Origin of the sequence: Nocardia gamkensis NBRC 108242 (assembly GCF_001612985.1) — a bacterium.
GTDB classification, from domain to species: domain Bacteria; phylum Actinomycetota; class Actinomycetes; order Mycobacteriales; family Mycobacteriaceae; genus Nocardia; species Nocardia gamkensis.
In genome coordinates, this window is the sequence record NZ_BDBM01000017.1 from 19,072 (window position 1) to 41,292 (window position 22,221).

Annotated in this window: 23 protein-coding genes and 1 pseudogene; 17 read left to right on the forward strand and 7 right to left on the reverse strand. The window is 67.9% G+C overall.

Features of this window, described 5'->3' with window-relative positions:
• Nucleotides 1-19: 19 nt before the first annotated feature.
• The 7 genes and pseudogenes from NG1_RS15815 to NG1_RS35675 all read left to right on the forward strand — a co-directional run.
• Entirely contained in the window at nucleotides 20-1,120 is a 1,101-nt protein-coding gene (locus tag NG1_RS15815; RefSeq protein ID WP_062971545.1) for a hypothetical protein, read from the forward strand.
• 3 nt (nucleotides 1,121-1,123) lie between these two features.
• Nucleotides 1,124-2,656, forward strand: coding sequence for an aldehyde dehydrogenase family protein (locus tag NG1_RS15820; protein WP_062971547.1), 1,533 nt, complete (start codon nucleotides 1,124-1,126; stop codon nucleotides 2,654-2,656).
• A gap of 25 nt (nucleotides 2,657-2,681) precedes the next feature.
• Nucleotides 2,682-3,542 (forward strand): SDR family oxidoreductase, encoded by an 861-nt coding sequence (locus tag NG1_RS15825; RefSeq protein WP_062971549.1) that lies wholly within the window; start codon nucleotides 2,682-2,684, stop codon nucleotides 3,540-3,542.
• Nucleotides 3,542-4,966, forward strand: coding sequence for a cytochrome P450 (locus NG1_RS15830; RefSeq protein ID WP_062971551.1), 1,425 nt, complete (start codon nucleotides 3,542-3,544; stop codon nucleotides 4,964-4,966). Before NG1_RS15825 ends, NG1_RS15830 begins: the two co-directional genes overlap by 1 nt.
• On the forward strand, nucleotides 4,963-5,910 hold the full coding sequence (locus NG1_RS15835) for an oxygenase MpaB family protein (RefSeq protein ID WP_174315467.1): 948 nt from the start codon (nucleotides 4,963-4,965) through the stop codon (nucleotides 5,908-5,910). Before NG1_RS15830 ends, NG1_RS15835 begins: the two co-directional genes overlap by 4 nt.
• Entirely contained in the window at nucleotides 5,907-7,595 is a 1,689-nt protein-coding gene (locus tag NG1_RS15840; protein WP_245659918.1) for an acyl-CoA synthetase, read from the forward strand. The genes NG1_RS15835 and NG1_RS15840 overlap by 4 nt, the downstream gene beginning before the upstream one ends.
• 29 nt (nucleotides 7,596-7,624) lie before the next feature.
• Nucleotides 7,625-7,899 (forward strand): annotated as a pseudogene (locus tag NG1_RS35675) (hypothetical protein); the annotation flags it as partial.
• Between the two features lie 150 nt (nucleotides 7,900-8,049).
• Here NG1_RS35675 and NG1_RS37465 read toward each other — a convergent pair.
• Nucleotides 8,050-8,265, reverse strand: coding sequence for an MmyB family transcriptional regulator (locus tag NG1_RS37465; protein ID WP_245659926.1), 216 nt, complete (start codon nucleotides 8,263-8,265; stop codon nucleotides 8,050-8,052).
• A 158-nt stretch (nucleotides 8,266-8,423) separates the two neighbouring features.
• Nucleotides 8,424-8,639, reverse strand: coding sequence for a cold shock domain-containing protein (locus tag NG1_RS15850; RefSeq protein WP_062971555.1), 216 nt, complete (start codon nucleotides 8,637-8,639; stop codon nucleotides 8,424-8,426).
• Nucleotides 8,640-9,371: 732 nt separating this feature from the next.
• On the opposite strand from NG1_RS15850, the gene NG1_RS15855 reads away from it, so the two are divergent.
• Complete coding sequence (locus NG1_RS15855; protein ID WP_062971557.1) at nucleotides 9,372-10,013, forward strand: class I SAM-dependent DNA methyltransferase; 642 nt, start codon at nucleotides 9,372-9,374, stop codon at nucleotides 10,011-10,013.
• A gap of 121 nt (nucleotides 10,014-10,134) precedes the next feature.
• Here NG1_RS15855 and NG1_RS35690 read toward each other — a convergent pair whose 3' ends face one another.
• A complete protein-coding gene (locus NG1_RS35690) occupies nucleotides 10,135-10,314 on the reverse strand; it encodes a DUF6011 domain-containing protein (protein WP_084498955.1) in 180 nt (59 codons plus the stop codon).
• Nucleotides 10,315-10,390: 76 nt separating this feature from the next.
• Nucleotides 10,391-11,032: a maleylpyruvate isomerase family mycothiol-dependent enzyme gene (locus NG1_RS15860; protein WP_062971559.1), complete on the reverse strand. Its 642-nt coding sequence runs from the start codon at nucleotides 11,030-11,032 to the stop codon at nucleotides 10,391-10,393.
• Nucleotides 11,033-11,103: 71 nt separating this feature from the next.
• Here NG1_RS15860 and NG1_RS15865 point away from each other — a divergent pair, with 71 nt between their 5' ends.
• The 4 genes from NG1_RS15865 (at nucleotide 11,104) to NG1_RS15880 (ending at nucleotide 13,833) form a co-directional block, all read left to right on the forward strand.
• The gene (locus NG1_RS15865) at nucleotides 11,104-11,355 is read left to right on the forward strand and encodes a MerR family transcriptional regulator (protein ID WP_062971561.1); all 252 of its coding nucleotides are present in this window, start codon (nucleotides 11,104-11,106) and stop codon (nucleotides 11,353-11,355) included.
• Nucleotides 11,356-11,745: 390 nt separating this feature from the next.
• Nucleotides 11,746-12,171: a hypothetical protein gene (locus NG1_RS15870; protein WP_218018974.1), complete on the forward strand. Its 426-nt coding sequence runs from the start codon at nucleotides 11,746-11,748 to the stop codon at nucleotides 12,169-12,171.
• Nucleotides 12,172-12,340: 169 nt separating this feature from the next.
• Nucleotides 12,341-13,297, forward strand: a complete 957-nt coding sequence (locus NG1_RS15875; RefSeq protein WP_062971564.1) for a serine/threonine-protein kinase — start codon at nucleotides 12,341-12,343, stop codon at nucleotides 13,295-13,297.
• Nucleotides 13,298-13,410: 113 nt separating this feature from the next.
• Nucleotides 13,411-13,833, forward strand: a complete 423-nt coding sequence (locus tag NG1_RS15880; protein ID WP_157114082.1) for a hypothetical protein — start codon at nucleotides 13,411-13,413, stop codon at nucleotides 13,831-13,833.
• Between the two features lie 105 nt (nucleotides 13,834-13,938).
• Here NG1_RS15880 and NG1_RS15885 read toward each other — a convergent pair whose 3' ends face one another.
• Nucleotides 13,939-14,862, reverse strand: coding sequence for an SDR family NAD(P)-dependent oxidoreductase (locus NG1_RS15885; protein ID WP_062971566.1), 924 nt, complete (start codon nucleotides 14,860-14,862; stop codon nucleotides 13,939-13,941).
• Nucleotides 14,863-15,000: 138 nt separating this feature from the next.
• Between NG1_RS15885 and NG1_RS15890 the strand changes: the two genes are divergently transcribed.
• Entirely contained in the window at nucleotides 15,001-15,864 is an 864-nt protein-coding gene (locus NG1_RS15890) for a helix-turn-helix transcriptional regulator (RefSeq protein ID WP_245659919.1), read from the forward strand.
• Nucleotides 15,865-16,056: 192 nt separating this feature from the next.
• Here the strand turns inward: NG1_RS15890 and NG1_RS15895 are convergent, their stop codons facing one another.
• Nucleotides 16,057-16,668: a TetR/AcrR family transcriptional regulator gene (locus NG1_RS15895; protein ID WP_062971567.1), complete on the reverse strand. Its 612-nt coding sequence runs from the start codon at nucleotides 16,666-16,668 to the stop codon at nucleotides 16,057-16,059.
• 77 nt (nucleotides 16,669-16,745) lie between these two features.
• Here NG1_RS15895 and NG1_RS15900 point away from each other — a divergent pair, with 77 nt between their 5' ends.
• From NG1_RS15900 to NG1_RS15915, 4 genes are all read left to right on the forward strand, one after another.
• The gene (locus tag NG1_RS15900; RefSeq protein ID WP_062971568.1) at nucleotides 16,746-17,753 is read left to right on the forward strand and encodes a GlxA family transcriptional regulator; all 1,008 of its coding nucleotides are present in this window, start codon (nucleotides 16,746-16,748) and stop codon (nucleotides 17,751-17,753) included.
• A gap of 102 nt (nucleotides 17,754-17,855) precedes the next feature.
• Nucleotides 17,856-18,578: an alpha/beta fold hydrolase gene (locus tag NG1_RS15905; protein WP_062971569.1), complete on the forward strand. Its 723-nt coding sequence runs from the start codon at nucleotides 17,856-17,858 to the stop codon at nucleotides 18,576-18,578.
• 41 nt (nucleotides 18,579-18,619) lie between these two features.
• Nucleotides 18,620-19,585, forward strand: coding sequence for an alpha/beta hydrolase (locus NG1_RS15910; protein WP_062971570.1), 966 nt, complete (start codon nucleotides 18,620-18,622; stop codon nucleotides 19,583-19,585).
• Nucleotides 19,586-19,604: 19 nt separating this feature from the next.
• Complete coding sequence (locus tag NG1_RS15915) at nucleotides 19,605-20,327, forward strand: alpha/beta fold hydrolase (RefSeq protein WP_062971571.1); 723 nt, start codon at nucleotides 19,605-19,607, stop codon at nucleotides 20,325-20,327.
• A 125-nt stretch (nucleotides 20,328-20,452) separates the two neighbouring features.
• Here the strand turns inward: NG1_RS15915 and ilvD are convergent, their stop codons facing one another.
• Complete coding sequence (ilvD, locus tag NG1_RS15920) at nucleotides 20,453-22,159, reverse strand: dihydroxy-acid dehydratase (RefSeq protein ID WP_062971573.1); 1,707 nt, start codon at nucleotides 22,157-22,159, stop codon at nucleotides 20,453-20,455.
• Between the last annotated feature and the right edge of the window lie 62 nt (nucleotides 22,160-22,221).

Below are 22,221 nucleotides of genomic sequence, written 5' to 3' on the forward strand. Positions count from 1 at the left end.
CGGAATATCAGAAGGAGGCATGGTGGTGATTTCGGTGGCACGGCCGCTGGATGCGGGTGTGGTCGGTGAAGCGGCCGACACCTGGGAACATCCGGTGGAGTGGTGGTATGCGAACGCGTTGCTGGAGGCGCCGGGCACGCCGCTGGACGGTCTTGCTCTGGTCGGGGTGTTCTCGTTGTTCAAGGGCGTGATCGAGGAGGGCCGGCATCTGCTGATCTCGCCGCACGCGGGGATCTTCGCCGATTTCGGGACGGGACCGCTGCGGCCCGGGACCATCAGCAGCAGTTGCACCGCTCTCGACGTGCGCAACGGCCCGAACTATCTGCGGGGCGCCTACCCCGACCTCGAGTTGCATCTGGAGGGGCAGGCAACCAATGGCGCGAACATCGAGGTCGACCTCGTCTACAGCGCCGATATCGCGCCGGAGCGCGAGGGGTATATCGATTCCCAGCTCAATCACTATGTGGTGTACCGGTCCACGATCTCGGGCACCGTCGCGATCGGCGGTGACAAGTATCCGGTGCACGGGCACGGCTACTTCGAGCATCTGTTCGGCACCCTGGGGTGGCTGGAGCCGTATCTCGGTGATCCCGATCCGCCGGTCTTCGTCAACGGCTGGAACTGGTACTGGTCGCCCGTCGCGGGCCCCGAGGGCATCGTCGTGCAGGCCGGGGGCATCATCACCGAGGGCGAACCATTGCCGTTCGTGTCGATCTCCGTGGACGGCGCCACCTTCACCCAATTCACGACGGGCCGTTTCGAGGTCCTCGAGAAACGCACTGTCGAAGGCGTTGCCTACGTGCACCGTTTCCGTTTGACCGACAGCAACGCCGCCGGCTCCGTCGATCTGACCTTCACCCGTCGTGATGCCGCGCAGCGCGCGGTGAAGCAGGCCCCCGGTGGCAACAAGGTCGTCTTCGTCACCGGCTTCGCCGAGCTGGAGGGGTCGGTGACGTTGGGCGACCGCGACTACGACGTGGCCGGGCGGGCGCTGGGCAGCGTGTTCACCGTGTCGCTGGCCCCGTGGATGGTGGCGGTGCGCAGGTGGCCTGCTGCGATTCGCGTGCCCTTGGGCCGAATACTGCGTGGGGCGCAGCTTCTCGCGTCGAAGGTTCGGTGACCCGTGACCGCTACCAGCGAACAGCCGCCGCGCCTCGATGACACAGCCGGTCTCATCCATGTGCGTCGTCCGTCCGACGGAACCCACATCGCCGATCTATTGCTGCACCGTCCGGCTGATATCGCCGAGACCGCGATTCGGCTGCGGGCCGCACAACCGGAATGGGAACGCATCGGTGTCGAAAGCCGGATCGAATGGCTCCAGAGTTACCGGCAGTGGATCGTCGACAACACCGACCGTCTGATCGAGATCGGCGCGGACGAAGGCGGCCGCGTCCGCAACGAACCGATGCTCGAAACCACGCTGCTGGTCGAACTGATCGACTACTACTCCCGGGCGGCACCGAAACTGCTGCGGACACGACGAATTCGGCCGGGATCGCCCCTGGTGCTGGGCAAGAAACTGATGCTCCATCGCCACCCATACCAGTTGGTGGGCGTCATCGGAGCGTGGAACTTTCCGATGCTGCTGACGATCGGTGACGCCCTGCCGGCGCTGTTCGCCGGGGCGGCTGTCATGGTCAAACCCTCCGAGGTGACGCCGCTGGCGGTGCGCGAATTACTGCGCGGCTGGGAGGACATCTGCGCGCCCCCGGTTCTCGAAGCAGCCTACGGCGGCGCCGCGGTCGGCGGCGCGGTGGTCGACGAGGCCGATTTCGTCCAGTTCACCGGCTCGGTAGCGACCGGCAAACGAATCCTCGAACGTGCCGCGGCCACGATCACGCCGGTCAGCCTGGAACTCGGCGGCAAGGATCCCTGCCTGGTCCTCGCTGGTGCCAACCTCGAACGCGCGGCCAATTGCGCTGTGTACGGGGGATTCTCGAACAACGGGCAGGTCTGTATGGGGTTCGAGCGCGTCTACGTCGAAGACAGCGTGTACGACCGGTTCGTCGATCTCGTCGTGTCCAGGGTCCGCGCGCTGCGCTGCGGGATCGGCGACGACAGCGATGTCGGTGCGTTGACCTTCGCTCCTCAGCTCGACATCGTCGACGCCCAGGTCCGCGACGCGGTCGCCCGCGGAGCGCGGGTACTCACCGGCGGCCACCGGGTCGAGGGCGAGGGAACCTGGTATGCGCCGACGGTGCTCACCGACGTCGATCACTCCATGGCGATCATGCGCGAGGAGACGTTCGGTCCGGTCCTGCCGATCATGCGCGTCACCGGACAAGAAGAGGCTATCCGGCTGGCCAACGACACCGAATTCGGACTCAGCGCAACCGTATTCGCCGAAGACAAGCACCAGGCCGAACAGATCGCGGCCCGCCTGGAGGTCGGTGCGGTGAACATCGGCGACTTCCTGATCAACATGACCTGCGTCGACGCCCCGCAAGGCGGGTGGAAGCGGTCCGGTCTCGGCTCCCGTGGCGGCGAGTACGGCCTGCTGAAGTACACCCGCACGAAAGTCGTAGCCAACAGCCGGATTCCGACCGGCGACCGCGAAATCAACTGGTTCCCTTACACACCGGCACGACGCCGGGCTTTCCGCGGCGCCGTCCGCCTGATCCACGGCCGTGGACTGGGCCGATTCGGATTCTGACCACCCCTCTCAGCTAGGAAGAACGATGTCCCCTAACAGTCGTTATCCCGCCATCGGTACAGCCGGGGCGGCCGTCGCGATCACCGGTGGTGCCCGCGGCATCGGTCTCGCGACCGCGAAAGCCTTCGCCGCCCGCGGCGCGTATGTCGCCATCGGTGACCTCGACGAGCAGCTCGCCGAACAGGCCGCGTCCGACATCGGATCCCGCTGTGTGGCATTCGGCCTCGACGTCGGCTCGGCCGAGTCGTTCGTGAAATTCGTCAACCGCGTCGAGTGCAGCACCGGCCCCGTGGACATCCTGGTCAACAACGCCGGGATCATGCCGCTGTCGGAGTTCCTCGAGGAATCCGATCGGGTCAGCAGCACCCAGATCGACGTCAATCTGTGGGGTCCGATCCACGGCATGCGGACCGTGCTGCCGGGCATGGTCGAACGCGGCCGCGGGCACATCGTGAACGTGGCCTCGCTGGCGGGCAAGATGTCGACCCCGGGTGCTGCGGTGTACAGCGCGACCAAACACGCGGTCGTCGGTTTGAGCGGCGCGGTCCGCAACGAAATGGCCGACCACGGAATCAGTATCAGCGTGATCATGCCCAGTCTGGTGCGCACCGAACTCGGCGCCGGACTGGCGATGCCCGCAGCCGTCACCGTCACACCCGAGACCGTCGCCGATGCCATCGTCGACAGCGTGCGCACCCGCCGCGCGGCCACGGTGGTGCCGCGCTGGCTGGGCTCGGCGGTCGACGTCGCCAATCTGCTGCCGTCGAGCGTGCGGGAGGCCGCACTCCGCCGGGCCAGCGCCAATGGTCTTGCGGCCGCGGCCAACCGCGATCCGAAGCGCTCGGAGTATCGGCGCCGGATCGAGGGGCAGGTGAGTGGCGAATGATGACCACGCTGACGCAGGTTGCGACCGGCACGATCGCTACCGCGGCGCTGCGTGCACCGGTCCGCCGGCAGATCCTCGCCACACCGCCGGCACACAGCGGGCTACGCCCCGTCTCCGGCGACGGCGGGCTACCGCTGATCGGATACTCGTTCAACGTCTTCGACGACCTGCTCACACTGCAGCGACGCTTGTTCGACCGCTACGGGCCGGTGCACTGGACCAATGCCTTCGGCACCAAGCTGGTGATCGCGGTCGGACCGGACGCCATCGACGAAGTATTGGCCAACCGCGACAAGGCATTCGCCAACGCGGGCTGGGAACCGTTCCTGGGTCCGTTCTTCCGGCGCGGCATCATCCTGCTGGACTTCGACGAACACAAGCACCACCGCCGAATCATGCAGCAGGCCTTCACCCGCACCAGACTGCACGGCTACCTCGAACTCATCAACCAGGCCGCCGACCGGCTCCTCGACGAGTGGCACACCGGCCGCGGATTCCTGATGTACCCGAGCACCAAGCAACTGACCCTGGACATCGCCACCAGCTCCTTCGTCGGCGCACCGCTCGGCACCGAGGCCGACCAGCTACACCGCGCGTTCACCGACACCGTGCAGGGCGGGCTCTCGGTCGTCCGCGCCGACGTTCCCGGCGGACGCTGGCACGCCGGACTGCGCGGGCGGCGAGTGCTCGAACAATACTTCCGGTCCCAGTTCCCCGCCCGGCGCGCCGAACCGGGGACCTCGTTGTTCGGAGTCCTGTGCCAGGCCCAGGACGAAACCGGTGCCGGCTTCTCCGACGACGACATCGTCAATCACATGATCTTCCTGCTGATGGCCGCCCACGACACCACCACGACCACCGTGTCGATGATGGCGTACCACCTCGCCGCGAACCCCTCGTGGCAGCGCCGCGCCCGCGAGGAAAGTATCGCCCTGGGCAAACCCGCCATCGACTACGACGACCTCGAACGCCTTCCCACCCTCGACCTGGTGATGAAGGAGACCTTGCGCCTGTCCTCCCCCGTGGGCACCCTCGCCCGCGAAACCGTCCGCGACACAGAACTTCTCGGGCATTACATCCCTGCGGGAACCAAACTGGCCGTCTCCTTGGCCTCCTCGCATCGCATGGAACCGTGGTGGTCCGATCCCGACACCTTCGACCCCGGCCGTTTCGCCGAGGACCGTCGCGAAGACAAGGACCACCGCACCAAATTCGCGCCGTTCGGCGCCGGGGTGCACAAATGCATCGGCATGTACTTCGGCGGCATGGAGGTCAAAGCGATCCTGCACCAGATGCTGCTGCGGTTCGCCTGGACGGTTCCCGCCGGCTACCAGCCACGGATGGGATACCTGACCGGACCGTACCCCGCCGATGGTCTGCCGATCGACCTGTCCCGCACAGCACCCCGAGGACGGCGGCTGTGAGCACGCGACGGATCTCCGCGGACCCGTTCGGATTCGACCGGCACGTGCGAGAAGCCGAGCCCCAGCCGGTGGACATCCCGATCACCGCCGACTCACCACGACTGGGCCCGGATTCGCTGATCTGGAAGTTCTACGGCGACGTGCGGGTGCAACTGTTCGGATTCCAGCGACTGGCCTCCACCGAGAACGCGATCGCTGAACTGGCACAAGCCGTGTCGGAACACTCGGTCATCTTCGGCGACTTCCTGGGCCGCGCACTCCGCACGGCACGGCCGGTGCTGAAGTCCGTCTACAGCGCCGAGCCCCACATCTGGGGCCGCACCGTGCGCGACTTCCACACCGGCATCAAAGGCGCCATGCCCGACGGCACGCGCTACCACGCCTTGAACCCCGAGCTGTTCTACTGGGCACACGCCACCTTTATCGACCAAATCCTCTACAACACAGACACATTCGTACGCCGGCTGACCCACGCTGAGAAGGTGCGGATCTTCGAGGAAGGCAAGATCTGGTACCAGCTCTACGGCATCAGCGCCCGCAACCAACCCGACACCTACGACGAATTCGTGCAGTACTGGGACAGCATGCTCGACCGGTTCACCTCCACCAAGGTCGTCGTCTACGGCACCGGCTACATCCGCAAGGGCATCCCACCGCTCGGACCGATACCACGACCCCTGTGGCAGGTGCTGTCCGCGCCGATCAACGCCTACAGCCGCACCATGATCACCGGCACGCTCCCCCCTCCACTACGACGCGTATGCGGACTCGACTGGTCCCAGCGGCAAGAAAACACCTTCCACCGCAACGCCGCAGCGATCCGCGCCCTGGACCCAGCCTTCAACAGGCTGCCCGTCCGAGCCCTCTACGCGCCCTGGGCCGCCGAAGGATGGGAACGCGTTGGTGTCGATCCCCGCCGTCTGCACCGCACAGGATCGGAATGAACACCACCACCATGATCCGCACGATCCGGTCGTCCCTGACACACACCGTCGACCACACGCACTATCTCACCGCGCTGCTGCGCAGCGGCATGATCCAACCCACCACCCCCGCACGGATCGGCCGCTCGGTCGCGGCGATCCGGAGCTACGGCATGCTCGGTGGCGTCATCGGCACCGCCGCAGCACGATTCCCCGACCGGGCCGCCCTGGTCGACGAACGCGGCACGCTGAGTTTCCGAGACCTCGATCGGCGTTCCAACGCGATAGCGCACGGATGGCGCGACATCGGGTTGCGGCCCGGCGAAAGCGTCGGAGTCCTGGCCCGAAACCATCGCGGTTTCCTGGACGCCGTCTTCGCCGCCGCCAAATGCGGTGCCCGAATCGTGTTGCTCAACACCGAGTTCGCCGCACCACAGCTACACGAGGTCACACACCGAGAACAGATCGACCTGCTCGTTCACGACGACGAATCCAGCAGCCTGCTCAACGACCTCGTACCGGTCCGCGGCCGCTGGCGCACGTGGACCGACACTCCCGACCACGACACACTCGACGCACTCATCAACCACGGAAACACATCCCCGCCACCCGCACCCGGCGTCACTCCCCGCATCATCCTGCTCACCAGCGGCACCACCGGAACACCCAAGGGCGCGGCCAGGCCCGAACCGCGCTCGCTGGCACCGATCGGCGCCCTCCTCGACCGAGTCCCCTTCCGCGCCGGCGAAACCACCACCCTGTGCCCACCGTTGTTCCACACACTCGGCTTCGCACACATGATGCTGGCCGTCACACTGGGCTCCACACTGATCATCCGACGACGATTCGATCCACACACCGTCATCGACAGCCTCGAACACACCCGATCCACCGCACTGATCGTCGTCCCGATCATGCTGGCGCGCATCATCGAAAACCACCGGCAACGCGAAGTTCGCTCGGACCTGTCCGCACTGCGGATCGTCTACGTCGCCGGATCCTCACTCGGCCCCGACCTCGCCACCCGAGCCCAGCGCACACTCGGCCCCGTGCTCTACAACATGTACGGATCCACCGAAGTCGCCTACGCCACCATCGCCACCCCCCACGACCTCGCCGACCAACCGAGCTGCGTCGGCAAACCCGTACGCGGCGTACAGATCCAGATCCTCGACGACCACGGCCGCCCAACCCCGAACGGCGAAACCGGCCGCATCTTCGTCGGCAACCCCTACCAATCCGAGGGATACACCGGCGGCGGCCACAAGGACATCATCTCCGGACTGATGGCATCCGGCGACGTCGGCCACTTCGACACCGCAGGGCGCCTGTTCATCGACGGCCGCGACGACGACATGATCGTCTCCGGCGGCGAAAACGTCTTCCCCCAAGAAATCGCGGACTTGCTGATCGCGCACCCCGCGATCAGAGAAGCATGCTGTCTCGGAGTGCCCGACGATACCTATGGCCACCGAATTCGCGCGTTCGTCGTCCTCACCGAACCCGGCACCCTCACCGCCGATGACATCCGCGACCACGTCAAAGCCAATCTCGCGCGATACAAGGTACCCCGCGACGTCGTCTTCCTCGACGCACTACCACGCAACGCCACCGGCAAGGTCCTCGAGCGTGTTCTTCGCGGAACACTGCCATCCGACCACCGAATACAAACAGTGCTGTTACGAACCCCACCCAGGGACCTATAAGAGTGGGACCAGATGCACAAACGGCGCGCGGCGAAGCCGGGATGCGCGACCGGTCGAGCCGCCCTCACCGCACTCCGACCTGCACCGAGAGACGGATCATCAAGGTCCGGAAGCTGCGCCACTGGGGCCCCGCCCGGATCGGCTACCTGCTCGGACTCAATCCCGCCACGGTGCACCGAGACTCACCAGCTACCGGCTGGCCCACCTCGACCGTGCCACGGGCCACCACTCCAGGCTGACCTACAGCGAGATCCTGGCCGACGAAAAGCAAGAGACCGCCGCCGCGTTCTGGATCCGTGTCCATGTGCTCGTTCCCGACGACGACGGCGGCTACTCGTTGGAGTGGATCGTCACCCGGGACGAGGACGTGCCCGCCTACGAGGAGTGGGAAGGCCGCTACGAGGACGCGGACGACGACGGCGAACTGGTGCTGAGCTCCGCGGAACGACGCCGGTCACGGCGCATCCAGGGCGGCGATGAGCCGGTCCAGCGCCGACTGGGATTCCGCGTCCGCGGCGCGGTAGATGATGATCCGCTGGTCGGGATCCTGCACGGGCATCAGCACCTCGTAGCTGACGACCAGCGGACCCACCAGCGGATGCCGCAACGGCATGTTCCCCCGCCCCTGCACCCGCACGTCGTGGCGGGCCCACGCCTGCTCGAACTCCACGCTGTACTCGGTGAACTCGGCGATTAAATCATAGCGGTAGCTCGTATCGTTCGGATGCTAGTGATAGATACCCGGCCTAGCTTCCGGCGCTGCCGCAGCCTGCGGCGCTGTTACCAGAAACGCTGCGGCGCATGCAAACAGCGCTGTCAGGGTGACAGTTACCCCATGTGCCTTCGCACGGATACGGCTCGACATTCGTAGTCCCCCTGAGGAATGTTCTCGATCTCGACATCGACCTGATCGCCCTCCCGCAGTGCGAGAACGTCTCCTTTGTCCACGGTGGACGAATGAAACCACACGAGTGAGCCGTCCAGCCGAGTCACCACTCCGGTGCCGTTGCGGATGTTCCAGCGGTAGACCGTCGCACGTTCCACAAGCTGCCTCCCCTTCATCGCACCCCCCAGTGACTACGTCATCTTTGCACATCCTTGCTCGACGCATCCGAATACGAACCTGTGCAAGCAGTGCTGGCGCACCACCCATCGGCGGGATGGCTTGACCCGAAGTACTCCCGCTCAACCTCGCAGCCCGAACCGGTGGCCCGAAGTCTGCGCTCGGAAGTGCGTAACCGAGATGTCACTTCGGCGAGCTGCGCGAGTTCCTCCCTGCGCAGCCCGGGAACACGGCGCCGACCGCCGTAGTCCGGCAGGCCGAGTTCCTCGGGCCGCAAGCGGGCCCGCCGGGAGCGCAGAAATTCGCCGAGTTCTGCCCGTCTGTCCAGCGGCATGTGGCCAGTATCCCCGCACCCGCTGGACGCGAACCTGGTCACGCGGTGCCCAGGCTCAGGCTGGCACTGGGTCGCCGCGGTCCGCCACGCGCTGGACGCGGGCGTCCACTGGTCGCGGCCTCCACCGGGTGAACGTCGAGAGCCCCGCGCCGGAACCCCGACCGACAATTGCCATGTCACGGGGTGGGGTTTCCGGACCGGGGCGAGACAACGGATTCGAAGTGGCCCGCAGGCCGGGAGCGATTCGCCGGTGCAGGGCGGAGCCGAGGGTTGCGGATATCCGACGTGGTGCGCGGCGGTGCTTGGATTATGTTGCGAGACAGAGTAGTTGGTGTCCTGTCCGCAGCCGTGGAGTTCGGAGGCCCTAGGGTCCTTGCTTGTGATCGAACCCTCCTCGCACCTTCGCGCGACGGCAGATGCCTATGATGCCGTCGCCGTCCGCTATGCCGAACTCCCCCGCGACGATCTCGAGGCCATCGCACTGGATCGCGCGGTGCTCGCCGCGTTCGCCGAACTCACACGGAGCGCTGATCCCGGACTCGTCGCCGAACTCGGGTGCGGCCCCGGGCCTGTGACCGCGCACCTGCGAGACCTGGGACTGGATGTCTTCGGCGTCGACCTGTCACCGGTGATGATCGAGCTCGCCCGCGAGACCTACCCGCAGTTGCGGTTCGAGGTCGGTTCCATGGACGCCTTGGACCTGGGTGACGGCGAGCTGCGCGGCATCGTGTCCTGGTATTCGGTCATCCACGCCCCGCCGCAGGTCGTCCCCTCGTACTTCGCCGAGTTCCATCGGGTGCTCGCCGCTGGTGGACACCTATTGCTCGCGTTCTTCGAATCGGAGAACGAGCCGGTGACGGTGTTCGACCACAAAGTGACGGCGGCCTACCGGTGGCCGATCGACGACCTCGCGAGGCTGGCCCGCGCCGCCGGATTCATCGAAATCGGCCGGATGCTGCGTGAACCGTGCGAGAACGAGCGGTTCCGCCGGGGCCATCTGCTGATGCGCCGAGACGGATGACCCGCCTGGAGCACCGGCGCAAGACAGCGACCGGTGCAGCGGTTGCGATCGCGGCCGCCGCCATGCGCACCTGACCCGTCTACCGATCAGCCGAGCCCGCCGACTGGCGACCGCATCGCACTCACGCCGCGACCTCGAACAATGTCAGTTCTGCCGGATTCCGCGCGGACTCGGCGCGCTCCCGGGCGGCGCAAGTCGGTCCGATTCCCTGGGCGACCGATTGCGGCGACAGGAGCCAACCGTGACAGCGACGGCAATGGGCGACCAGTCGCACCGTGGGGCGCTCATCAATGGTGGCCACTTCGTTCTCCTCTGGCCAGGTGACTACGTCGTCAGTTTGGCACGAGGCACCGACACGAACTCCGAATTCTCGTCGGCTACTGGGTGTTCAGGCGCGGGACGCCCCCGCCCGTGAGGTGTTCCTGTCCGGCGCGGCGACCGGTGACCAGCAGGAGCAGTGCGGCGGCCGGGCCTTCGACGAGAGGTCCCGAGCCGGCGGCCCAACCGGTGTCGGTGGCGACGAGGTGATACCGGGACAGCTCGCGGGATCGGAATCCATTCGTGGCCCAGATTCTTTCCAGAGCCGATCGCGCGGCATCGACGGGCATCTGCCGGGTGATGCCGAGGGGCACCGCGATGTCCTGGCCGTGTACCAGCAGGTCCATCAGTCGATCGGCGGCGGTGGTGCCGATCGGCGTCGATCGCAGAGCGATTCCCTCGCGCAGCGCGGCGAGCAACTGGGTCGGCGTGGTGCGGTCGGCGAGACGGATCGCGGTCTCCCGGATCGCGCGGTCGAAGTTGCCGCGGGCGCGGAGCACATTGACCAGAATCCAGCCGAGGCCGGGGTTCGCGGAGAGCACGATGTGGGCGACGACATCACGGACCCGCCAGCCCTCGCACAGGGAACCGTGGTTCCAGTCGGACTCCGGCAGAGTCTCCAGCAGTTCGATCAAACTCGCCCGTTCAGCGGCGACCGCTCGCCACATCTGGTCGGTGGTCATCGTCGCGCTACCGGTCATCAGCGTGCTCCTTCTCAGCGGGGGTGTTCCAGTACGGTAGGAACTCCACCCGGGTGGAGGTTCCAGCAATTGTGACCGACGACACACGACATACCGGCTCGGTGAGCATCGGGGAGTTGTCACGGCTGACCGCCGTGCCGGTCCGGACCATCCGCTTCTATTGCGATCACGGGATCTTGGATTCGCACCGCACCACCGGCGGGCACCGGATCTTCGATTCCGGCACCGCGGTCGATCGTCTGCTGTTGGTGCGCAGGCTGCGTGCGCTCGGCGTCTCTTTGACCGCGATAGCGGACGTCCTCGCGGGCACAGTTCCGCCATGAACTGCTCAGTGGCGCAACCGACACCGATCACCGCATCCACCGTTACTGGCACCTCACCGACCGGATCACCCACACCCCCACCGTCGGCGCCGCGCATCATTGGCTCTACCTCGCACTCACCCGATCCGTCGACGCCCCTGGCTGACCGCTCGGCGCCGGGAGCACCTCGACGTCCGTGTCTCGCCTCGACGCAGCCTGCCGACGCGTTCATCCCGGTGGAACTTCGCCGACCTGGACAGCCGAGGCGCGGCAAGCAGCGATGGCGACCAGACGTGGACGACACCCGGGAGGCTGCCGGACGATGTCGTTGTCCTCCGTCTGCGCAGGTCCGGCCGCATAGCTGCCGATTAATCGCAGCCGCATGAGATCTCGCACACGTCCTGAGGAAAGATGATGGCCATGACCGCATCTCGACTGTTTCGTTCATTGGTGGGTGCCGTGCCCGCGGTGCTCGCCGTCGTCAGCTTCACCGCGGCCGGAGGGGCCGCGACCGCCCAAGCCGCGCCCGGCATTCCTTCGGTCCCCGGTGTCGTGCAGCGCCTGCAGATCGCCCCTGGCCAGAACCACGTCGATGCCAGTGGCAACGTCGCCCAGGGCAAGGCCGACAGCTACTCCATCGCCACGGCGCCGGGGCAGCGCCTGAGCTTCGACGTCACCGGCAATGCCCGTGTCTCGGTGGCCCCGCTGATCGGGCCGCAGGTCGCCAACGAGGTCCCGCATGCCGATCTCGTCGCCGACGGCAACGACTACCAGGTCGTCGTCTCCTCCGCCGACGGCGGGCCGGCCGGCTACACCCTGACGATCACCGCCGTCTGACGCCCACCTGTTGCCTGCCGGCCTGAGGTGTTCGCACCACAAACCTTCAGGTCGGCGGGGAAGCATGCCGACTGGCTCCGCCGGTAACCTGCCGCCGTGGTGCAGTGCCGTTGGGCACACGTAGGCAAACCCCGGCGTGCGAGCCCTTGCGGCGAACTATGGTGAGGCGGTGCTGCTAGAACCAGGTGACCAGTTCGCGGGATTCATCGTGCGGGGCCCGCTCGGACACGGGGGCAGCAGTGCGGTGTACCTGGCCGAGGATCCGGAATGGTCGCGGCCGGTGTCGTTGAAGATCCTGGGGCCCGAGGACAGCCGATCGCCCGAGGCGCGCGCGAGATTCGTGCACGAGTTCGACATCTTGTCGGCGCTGCGGCACCCCGACATCGTGCGCATGTATACGCACGGCGAAACCGACGGCAGGCTGTGGTCGGCGCACGAGTACGTGGCAGGTGCGACGGGTTCGACGTTGGTGCCGCATCGGCACCCCGATCTCCGGCAGGCGCTCCACGTACTGAGGCATGTCGCGGCCGGACTCGACTTCGCCCACGCCAACGGGGTGGTCCATCTCGACGTGAAGCCGGCGAACGTGCTGGTCGGGACGGACGAGCCCGCGACGGTCAAGATCTCGGACTTCGATTCGGCCCGGTGGCTGCACCGGCCCGAACCGCCTTTGTCGTCCAATGGTTTCGTCGTCGTCTCGGTGCCATACGCCGCGCCGGAGCTGCTGCGAGCGGAGACCGTGTCCCCGGCGACGGACCAGTACGCACTGGCCTGTTCGGCCATCGAACTGCTCACCGGTCACACACCGTTCGCTCGCGCGAACCTCATGACCACCGCCGAGGCCCAGTTGCACGAGCCGCCTCCCACGCTCTCCGCGCGCCACCGCTGGATCCCGCCCGAAGTCGACGCGATCCTGCACCGGTCACTCGCCAAGGACCCCGGTGACCGCTTCGACTCGTGCGGCGAACCCATCCGCCTGCTCACCGAGGCACTCCGCGACATCGATCCCCGGCCCCTCGCCCCCATACTGAACCGCTTGAAAGTGACGTTCACTCGATCGCAGCTGAGGAATCTCACGGTCGGACGGATCGGTGGCAAAGCGTTCAGCGATCGCCTCATGCGCTGAGGAAGGTAGTCCCGTTCTCAACCATCCGCTCGCCCCCAACCCTCGCCCGCACGTGGTGCGGTGGTTTTGCCGGTTTCCTTGCGAGCATGCGGTGCGGCGGTCACGCTGAAAGTATGCGGACCCGCGATATCGAGGTCGGGTGCACCTATATGGTGCTGGTCCCGCAGCGCCTGCCGCGCAGTCGATACCCCGATTGCGACCAGCCGGGCTCGCTCACTTGGGCGTGGTCGTGGCTGCGCGGCGGCCGGTTCCGGCTCACCGTCACCGGGATCGATCACACCAGCGTTCCGACCACCGTCGAGGGCCTGCGGATCACCGCGAACTCGCGCATCGCCGTGATGCTGACTCCCGAGCAAGCCGAAGCCCTCGGATTGCCGGACGGGGTGTTCCGGGTGCGCGGGACCTTGTTCGACGGCGAGGACCGGCCCGTGCGCCTGCCCGAGGTCGAACCGCTGCGGGTCCCGGCCCGCTGGCTGCGACCGGTCGAACAGCCCTGCTTCACGCACCGCGACATCGATTGCTTCCCCTACCTGTGAACTGAGCGCGGTCGGCGGGCCACCACGCACCGGGACCGGGTGCTTCGCTGTCGGCCGGCGGTTCTACCGGCTACGAGTTTCCGGCGAGCCGGACGGGTTCTCGGCTCACGCGGCGTAGGGCGCGATGAAACGCTCCAGAGATTCCCAGAGTTCGGCTTCGCGCCGCGGGTCGTACGACTCCTCCGACGAGCGGGCCACCCGGTCGCGGTCGACATAGGCGCCGGTCGGCGCGGCGGTGGCGCCGAGGACGACGTCCGCGAGACAGCGCCCGGCGGCGGCGCGGCTGGTCGCGAACCGCGTCCGGGTCAGCAGCGGCAGGATACGGCGCATCGCGAACCGGGACGCCGGACCCGCGTTGCGGGCGAGGTCGGTGCCGGGGACGAACCCCGGGTTGAAGCCGACGGCATCGACCCCGGCCCGCAGGCGGCGCGCGTACTCATGCACGAGGTAGATGGCGGCGAGTTTGCTCGTCGAATACGCGGTGCGTCCGGCGGCAGTGCCGCGCGGCTCGGGAAACGCGCCAGGGCGGGCGAGAACATCGGGCGAACGCCAGACCGGGCCGGGCACCATGCCCAAGTTGTGCGCGAAGTCGCCGAAATGGGTGTCGCTCACCGTGATCACGATCCGGGCCGGGGTATGGAAGCGGTCCTCCAGCAGGCGGACGAACAGATGGTTGGCGAACACGTTGACAGCGAAGGTGGACTCGAATCCGCCGGGCCCCTCGGTGAGCGCGTTCGTGTATTGGATCCCCGCGTTGCCCACGAAACCGTGCAGCGGCGGCAGCTCACCCCGGTCGAGCCTGCCGCGGATCTCGACCGCGGCCGAACGCACACTGTCCGGCACGCCGAGGTCGACGGCGACGTGCGACACTCGGCTCCCGGTCCCGTCGAGTTCCGCGGCCAGTCGTGCACCGGTGGACCCGCGGGCGGCGACGACGAGATGCGCCTGCGGCGCCTCCCGGAGAATGCGCTCCGCGGCGACACGGCCGATCCCGCGACTCGCACCGGTCATCACGATGGTCGACGGCATGGGAACCTCCCGCATTGGTTTCGGCCCGGCCGGGCGTCTCCATCGTCACCGCCGCGGCCCTCGGCAACCAGTGCCATGCCCGTCACCTGGACTGGCAGTACCCAGGCTGGTTCGGCGCGCGGCGGCGAGAATGAAGGCGTGACTTCCGCTCGCTCCGATTTCGGCGAACTCCTGCACACCTGGCGGGATCGCCTGTCGCCCGCCGACGCCGGCTTCGCGGTGACGCCCGGCCGCCGCGCTCCCGGACTGCGCCGGGAGGAGCTCGCGCAGCTGGCCGGGCTCTCGGTGGACTACATCCTGCGCTTGGAGCAAGGCCGGGCGCGTAACCCTTCGGCGCAGGTGGTCGGCGCCCTCGCGCGAGCCCTGCAGCTCTCCCGGGCCGAGCGCGACGAGCTGTACCGCGGAGCCGGGCTGCTGCCGCCCCAGGACGGGACGATCGGCACGCACGTGCCCCCGGGCATCCAACGGCTCACCGCGCGTCTCGGCGACGTCCCGATCGGGGTCTTCGCCGCCGACTGGACGCTCGTGTGGTGGAACGGCATGTGGAGCGCCCTGCACGGTGACCCCTCGATGGTCCCGGCCGGTGAGCGCAACCTGGCGCGGGCCGTTTTCGGCGCGGGCGCGGCGCGCGCCTCGGTCCGTCCCTTCCGGTCCGACCGCGCGGAAGGCGCGTTCGCGGCCTCGATCGTCGCCGATCTGAAGGACGCGGTGTCCCGCTACCCCGCCGACGCCCGGCTCGACCGCCTCGTCCATGATCTGCGGACCACGTCCGAGGCCTTCGCCCAGCTCTGGACGACGGCGACCGCGTCCCAGCACACGAGCGACCGGAAGGCGATCCGGCACCCCGAGATCGGCGACATCACCCTCGACTGCGACGTCCTCGTCGTTCCGGGCGCGGATCTCCGCATGGTCACGTACACGGCCGCGGCCGGAAGCGACGACGCGGGGAAGCTCGATCTGCTTCGCGTCACGAACGGCCGGGCGGCGGGCACGCGTCCCTGAACCGGGGCGGGCCGGACGACGAGGTGACGTCGCACGGCCGCGCTGCGCGGCAGGTCGAGACGCGCCTGACGACGGCCGCAAGATCCAGCGCGGCGGCGTCCTGCGCTTCGGCGGGTCGGAACAAGCCGAGGCGCTCAGGGCGCTCACCTGCACTCGGGCGGAGACAAATGGCGGCCGATGTCCTCGACCGGGTCAGTGCACCAGCTGGTCGGCCCAGGCCGGTGGCAGGGCCGCACTCGACACATCGGCGATCTCGTGCAGCCGCTGCGCGGGAAATCCCAAGCGGCTCAATTGGATCAGCCCCTGGGCGACAACCACGACATTGGCGCTGACAGCCGAGAGCGTGGCTTCGTCGTCGTCTCCGGCCTCGCGCATCGCGGGTCGCAGCCGGTCGGCGACGCCCTGTTCCATCTCCGTGGTGGTCCGGCTGCCGATGGTGGCGACTTCGGGGATCCGGCCGGCGAGCTGGGCGATGCTGTTGATCATCAAGCAACCGCGCCGATCCGGCTGCGCGGCGCAGTCTTCGATGATCGCCTGGTACAGCCCGCGCACGGCGGCGCGCGCCGAACCGCGCGCCGAACCGATGGCCTCGCGGACCAGACGCGTGCGGCGCCGGCAATAACGTTCGAACGCGGCCAGGAACAGGCCCTGCTTGCTGCCGTAGGCGGCGTAGATGCTTCCGTTCCCGACTCCGGTCGCCAGCGAGACGTCCTCCACCGATGTGCTGTCGAAACCCTTCGACCAGAACAGCTCGGTCGCGGCGTCGAGCAGGTTCGATTCGTCGAACTGGCGCGGCCGTCCCATGGGCTCACCGTACCAATCGGTGTGCGAGGTCCGGCACATCACTTGTTCTGGAGCCGTACCTCCACAATACTGTTGACATGTCCTACAACTTCGCCGCTCCGCCCAGCAAACGTGTGGGCGTCTTGGTGTTCGACGGCGTGAAGATGCTCGACTTCGTCGGGCCCGCGGAGGTCTTCGTCGAGGCGAACCAGTCGGTGGCGGGGTACGAGGTGGTCCTGGTCTCGGCCGATGGCAAGGACGCGCAAACCTCGATCGGCGCGCGGGTCGAGGTGAGCTGCGCGGCCGAGGACTCGGGCCGCTTCGACACGGTGGTGATCCCGGGAAGCGAGCTGCCACCCGGCAAATTCGTGACTCCCGAGGTGCTGGCCGCCGCGCGGCATCTGTCCTGCAACACTCGGCGGCTGGCGTCCATCTGCAGCGGCGCGTTCGTGCTGGCCGATCTGGGCCTGTTCGACGGCAGGCGGGCGACCACCCACTGGAAGTTCGCGACCGAACTGGCGCGGCGCTACCCGTCGATCGAGGTGGATCCGGACGCGATCTTCGTGCGGGACGGCAATCTGTACAGCTCGGCGGGGGTCGCCGCGGGCGTCGATCTGGCGCTGGCGCTGGTCGAAGAGGACCACGGCGCCGACGTCACCCGGCACGTGGCCCAGTCGCTGGTGGTGCACATGCAGCGCGCGGGCGGTCAATCCCAGTTCTCCGCGTCGCTGAGCGGACCGGCGCCGCGCAGCCCGCTGGTTCGCGGAGTCGTGGACCTCATCTGCGCCGACCCGGCGTATCCGCACACCGTCCAGACGCTGGCCGCCCACGCGCGCGTCAGCGTCCGGCATCTGACCCGGCTGTTCCGCGCGGAACTCGAACGCTCGCCCGCGGAGTACGTCGCGTTCATCCGTTTCGGAACGGCCCGGGACATGCTGCACGCCGGATACAGCGTGACGGAGGCCGCCATGGCCGCGGGCTACGGCACCAGCGAGGCGTTGCGCCGCGCGTTCGTTACCCGTCTGGGCATCTCCCCGCGCAAGTACCAGCAGCGCTTCCGGTCGACCGCCCGCACGGATCTGGTGATGGAGCAGGCGGTGTCCTGATCGGAGGCTTTTGCGGCCCGTGGGGAGGGGCGCGAAGCGGGTCGTGCGGCCGAGACTGAGTCGGCCGCAGCGCCACTTGCGAGCGCTGGAGAAAGGAACACCATGTCAGCCCCGGCAAGTCCGACCATCGTCCTGGTACACGGCGCCTTCGCCGACGCCGCGAGCTGGGCCCCCGTCACCGAACGGCTGCTCGCCCGAGGCCATCGCGTCCTGGTTCCCCCGGTGTTCAATCGCAGCCTGTCGGCCGACGCGGCCTACATCAAGTCGTTCGTGGAGCAGATCGACGGGCCCGTGCTGCTGGCCGGGCATTCCTATGGCGGGGCGGTCATCACCGTGGCAGGCGTCGCCGACAACGTCGTGGGCTTGGTCTACGTGTCCGGCTATGCCCTGGAGGAAGGCGAGAGCCTCGGGCAGTTGCAGGGCGGATTCCCGGATTCCGACCTGGCGGCCGACCTCGTCTACGCGCCGTACCCGATCGAGGGCGCCGAGCCCGGCACGGACGTCTCGGTCGACATCGCCGCCTTCCCCGCGATCTTCGCCGCCGGCCTCGATCCGGCGAAGGCCGCGGTCCTCGCGGTCTCGCAACGGCCGTTGTCGGCGATCGCGTTCGGCGAGCCCGCCTCGGCGGCCGCGTGGAAGACGAAGCCGGCGTGGGGCATCGTGTCCAGCGCCGACCACACGATCAATCCCGACGTCGAGCGATTCGGCTACAAGCGCGCCGGATTCCGCGCCGTGGTCGAGATCGACGGACCACACCTGGTGATGCAGACCCACCCCGACGAGGTCGTCGCCGTCATCACCGACGCGATCGCCCATTCGGCCTGAGCCACAACAGTTCCCACCACCCTTACGAGAGAGGCACGATCATGTCAGGAAACCCGCTGGGCATCTCGCTCGAACCGGCGGCGCAGGAGTTCGTCGACGCGACCTCGCAGCCGCCGTTCCTCTACCAGCTCGCGCCCGAGGAGGGCCGCAAAGCGGTGGACTCCGTGCAGGACGCGCCGATCTTCAAGCCCGAGATCGATGAGGAGTGGATCACCGTCGATGGCGGGCCGACCGGCTCGGTGCGGGTCCGGATCGTCAAGCCGCAGGGCGTCACCGAGACGCTGCCGGTGATCGTCTACACCCACGGCGCGGGATGGGTGTTCGGCGACGCGCACACTCATGACCGCCTGGTGCGCGATCTGGCCGTAGGCGCAGGCGCCGCCGTGGTGTTCCCCGAATACGATCGGTCGCCGGATGTGCGCTACCCGGTGGCCAACGAGCAGTCCTACCGGGTTGCCCAGTGGGTCACCGCCAACGGCGCGGAGAAAGGCCTCGACTCGTCCCGGATCGCGATCGCGGGTGACTCGGTCGGCGGCAACATGGCCATCGCGCTCACCCTGATGGCCAAGGAGCGCGGCGACGTCTCCTTCGTGCAGCAGGTGCTGTTCTACCCGGTGACCGACGCCAACTTCGACACCGGCTCCTACCAGCAGTTCGCCGAGGGGTACTTCCTCACGCGCGAGGGCATGAAGTGGTTCTGGGACCAGTACACCACCAGCGCGGACGAGCGCGCGCAGATCACCGCCTCGCCGCTGCGGGCGACCACCGAGCAGCTGGCCGGGCTGCCGCCCGCGCTGGTGATCACCGCCGAAGCCGACGTGCTGCGCGACGAGGGCGAGGCCTTCGCGGGCAAGTTGCGCGCCGCGGGCGTGCCGGTCACGCAGGTGCGCTACGGCGGCATCGTCCACGACTTCGTGATGGTCAACTCGCTGCACGACACCCATGCCGCCAAAGGCGCGGTAGCGCAGGCCGTCGCGACGCTGCGGTCCGCCCTGCACCCCGCCTGACCCCGAAGGAACCACACTCGTGAGCACCGATACTTCCGCGCCGACCATCGTGCTGGTCCACGGTGCGTTCGCCGACTCCTCCAGCTGGAACGGGGTTGTCGAACGGCTGCGCACACAAGGGCATTCCGTGATCGCGGCCGCCAACCCGCTGCGCGGCCTCGACAGCGACGCCGCCTATGTGGCCTCGGTTCTCGACTCCGTGGAAGGGCCGTGCGTTCTGGTCGGCCATTCCTACGGCGGGAGCGTCATCACGGTCGCTGCCGCTGGGAAGTCGAATGTCGAAGCGCTCGTCTACATCGCCGCATTCATCCCCGACGAGGGTGAGAGCGCATTGCAATTGACGGACAAGTTCCCCGGATCGACGCTCGGCCCGACCACCCGGCCCGCCTCCTACCCGCTTCCCGAGGGGGGCACCGGTACCGAGCTCTACATCCGGCAAGAGGAATTCCACCGCCAGTTCGCCGCCGACGTGCCCGCCGCCACCGCCGAACTGATGGCCGCGACCCAGCGGCCGGTGGCCTTGGACGCCTTGCAACAGCCCGCCACCGCCACCGCCTGGCGGGGCATCCGGTCGTTCGCGCTGATCACCGGCGAGGACAAGAACATTCCGGTGGAAGCGCAGCGATTCATGGCGCAACGCGCGGGAGCCGAAGCCGTGGAGGTCTCGGCCTCCCACGCGGTCTCGGTGTCCGCGCCGGACGTGGTCGCCGAGCTGATCACGCGAGCAGCGGCGAGCGAGTAGTACCACCTCGGGAGCCCCGCGCGGCAGAGATTTCACTCCGCGCGGGGCTCCTGAGACCGTCGTCGGTCCGGGCATTCGTCGCGGAAGACGACGGCGATCGGCCGGACGGTCGTTCGGGCAGACCGTCAGTCGCAGACGGCCCCGATCGAGGCCGAGCCCACCAGCTTCGTGTATTTGGCCAGGACACCGCGGGTGTAGCGGGGCGGCAGGGGTTTCCAGCCTTCGCGACGGCGGTCGAGTTCTTCGGCGTCGACCAGCAGGTCGAGGGTGCCCGCGGCGACGTCGAGGCGGATCTGGTCGCCGTGGCGCACGAAGGCGATCGGGCCACCGTCCACGGCTTCCGGTGCGACGTGCCCGACACACAGGCCGGTGGTGCCGCCGGAGAAGCGTCCGTCGGTGAGCAGCAGGACGTCCTTGCCCAGTCCCGCGCCTTTGATCGCCGCGGTGATGGCCAGCATCTCACGCATCCCGGGACCGCCTTTCGGGCCCTCGTACCGGATGACGACCACGTCACCCGCCGCGATCGTGCCGTCCTCGAGCGCGTCCATCGCTGCTCGTTCCCGGTCGAAAACCCGGGCCGTGCCGGTGAATACGTCGGAGTCGAAGCCCGCCGACTTGACGACGGCGCCATCCGGCGCGAGCGAACCGGACAGGATGGTGATGCCACCGGTCGGATGGATCGGCGACGCCATCGCCCGGATCACCTTGCCGTCGGGATCCGGCGGAGTGATGTCGGCCAGGTTCTCCGCCACCGTCTTTCCGGTCACGGTCAGGCAGTCGCCGTGCAGCAATCCGGCATCGAGCAAAGCCTTCATCATGACCGGCACGCCGCCGATCCGGTCCACGTCGGTCATCACGTGCTTACCGAAGGGTTTGACGTCGGCGAGATGCGGCACGCGGCGGCCGACGCGCGCGAAATCGTCCAGCGACAGATCGACGTTCGCCTCGTGCGCGATGGCCAGCAGGTGCAGCACCGCGTTGGTGGAGCCGCCGAACGCCATGACGACCGCGATCGCGTTCTCGAAGGCGGGTTTGGTGAGGATGTCGGAGGGAGTGATGCCCTGCCGGATCAGCTCGACCACGGCCTCGCCGCTGCGGCGGGCGTAACCGTCGCGACGACGATCGGTCGCGGGCGGCGCCGCGCTGCCTGGCAGCGACATGCCCAGCGCTTCGGCCGCGCTGGCCATGGTGTTGGCGGTGTACATGCCGCCGCAGGCGCCCTCGCCGGGACAGATCGCCCGCTCGATGGCGGCCACGTCCTCGCGGCTCATCAGCCCGCGGGCGCAGGCGCCGACCGCTTCGAACGCGTCGATGATCGTCACCTCGCGCTCGCTGCCGTCGGAGAGCTTGGCGATGCCGGGCAGGATCGACCCCGCGTACAGGAACACGCTCGCCAGGTTCAGCCGGGCCGCGGCCATCAGCATCCCGGGCAGTGATTTGTCGCAGCCGGCCAGCAGCACCGAGCCGTCGAGCCGCTCGGCCTGCATCACCGTCTCGACGCTGTCGGCGATCACCTCACGCGAAACCAAGGAGAAATGCATTCCCTCGTGACCCATGGAGATGCCGTCGGAGACCGAGATGGTGCCGAACTGCATGGGAAAGCCGCCGCCGGAGAAGACGCCGTCCTTGCAGCCTCGGGCGAGCCGGTCCAGGGACAGATTGCAGGGAGTGATCTCGTTCCACGAGGAGGCCACGCCGATCTGCGGCTTCTCCCAGTCCTCGTCGCCCATGCCGACCGCGCGCAGCATCCCTCGGGCGGCGGTCTTCTCCAGACCGTCGGTGACGTCGCGGCTGCGCGGCTTGAGATCGGAGACCTTCGAATTCTCGGGCATGGTTTCCCATCATGCTCGCCTCCGCTCGGATTACGGCGGCGACCACGCCGAATCCGCCCGTA

Excerpts from the sequence above, each read along its gene's own strand:
- NG1_RS15905 (WP_062971569.1), top strand. The coding sequence starts at position 17,856 with ATGTCAGCCCCGGCAAGTCCGACCATCGTCCTGGTACACGGCGCCTTC.
- NG1_RS15840 (WP_245659918.1), top strand. The coding sequence starts at position 5,907 with ATGAACACCACCACCATGATCCGCACGATCCGGTCGTCCCTGACACAC.
- NG1_RS15815 (WP_062971545.1), top strand. The coding sequence starts at position 20 with ATGGTGGTGATTTCGGTGGCACGGCCGCTGGATGCGGGTGTGGTCGGT.
- NG1_RS15900 (WP_062971568.1), top strand. The coding sequence starts at position 16,746 with ATGTCCTACAACTTCGCCGCTCCGCCCAGCAAACGTGTGGGCGTCTTG.
- NG1_RS15830 (WP_062971551.1), top strand. The coding sequence starts at position 3,542 with ATGACCACGCTGACGCAGGTTGCGACCGGCACGATCGCTACCGCGGCG.
- NG1_RS15910 (WP_062971570.1), top strand. The coding sequence starts at position 18,620 with ATGTCAGGAAACCCGCTGGGCATCTCGCTCGAACCGGCGGCGCAGGAG.
- NG1_RS15880 (WP_157114082.1), top strand. The coding sequence starts at position 13,411 with ATGCGGACCCGCGATATCGAGGTCGGGTGCACCTATATGGTGCTGGTC.
- NG1_RS15825 (WP_062971549.1), top strand. The coding sequence starts at position 2,682 with ATGTCCCCTAACAGTCGTTATCCCGCCATCGGTACAGCCGGGGCGGCC.
- NG1_RS15885 (WP_062971566.1), bottom strand. The coding sequence starts at position 14,862 with ATGCCGTCGACCATCGTGATGACCGGTGCGAGTCGCGGGATCGGCCGT.
- NG1_RS15860 (WP_062971559.1), bottom strand. The coding sequence starts at position 11,032 with ATGACCGGTAGCGCGACGATGACCACCGACCAGATGTGGCGAGCGGTC.
- ilvD (WP_062971573.1), bottom strand. The coding sequence starts at position 22,159 with ATGCCCGAGAATTCGAAGGTCTCCGATCTCAAGCCGCGCAGCCGCGAC.
- NG1_RS15870 (WP_218018974.1), top strand. The coding sequence starts at position 11,746 with ATGATGGCCATGACCGCATCTCGACTGTTTCGTTCATTGGTGGGTGCC.
- NG1_RS15895 (WP_062971567.1), bottom strand. The coding sequence starts at position 16,668 with ATGGGACGGCCGCGCCAGTTCGACGAATCGAACCTGCTCGACGCCGCG.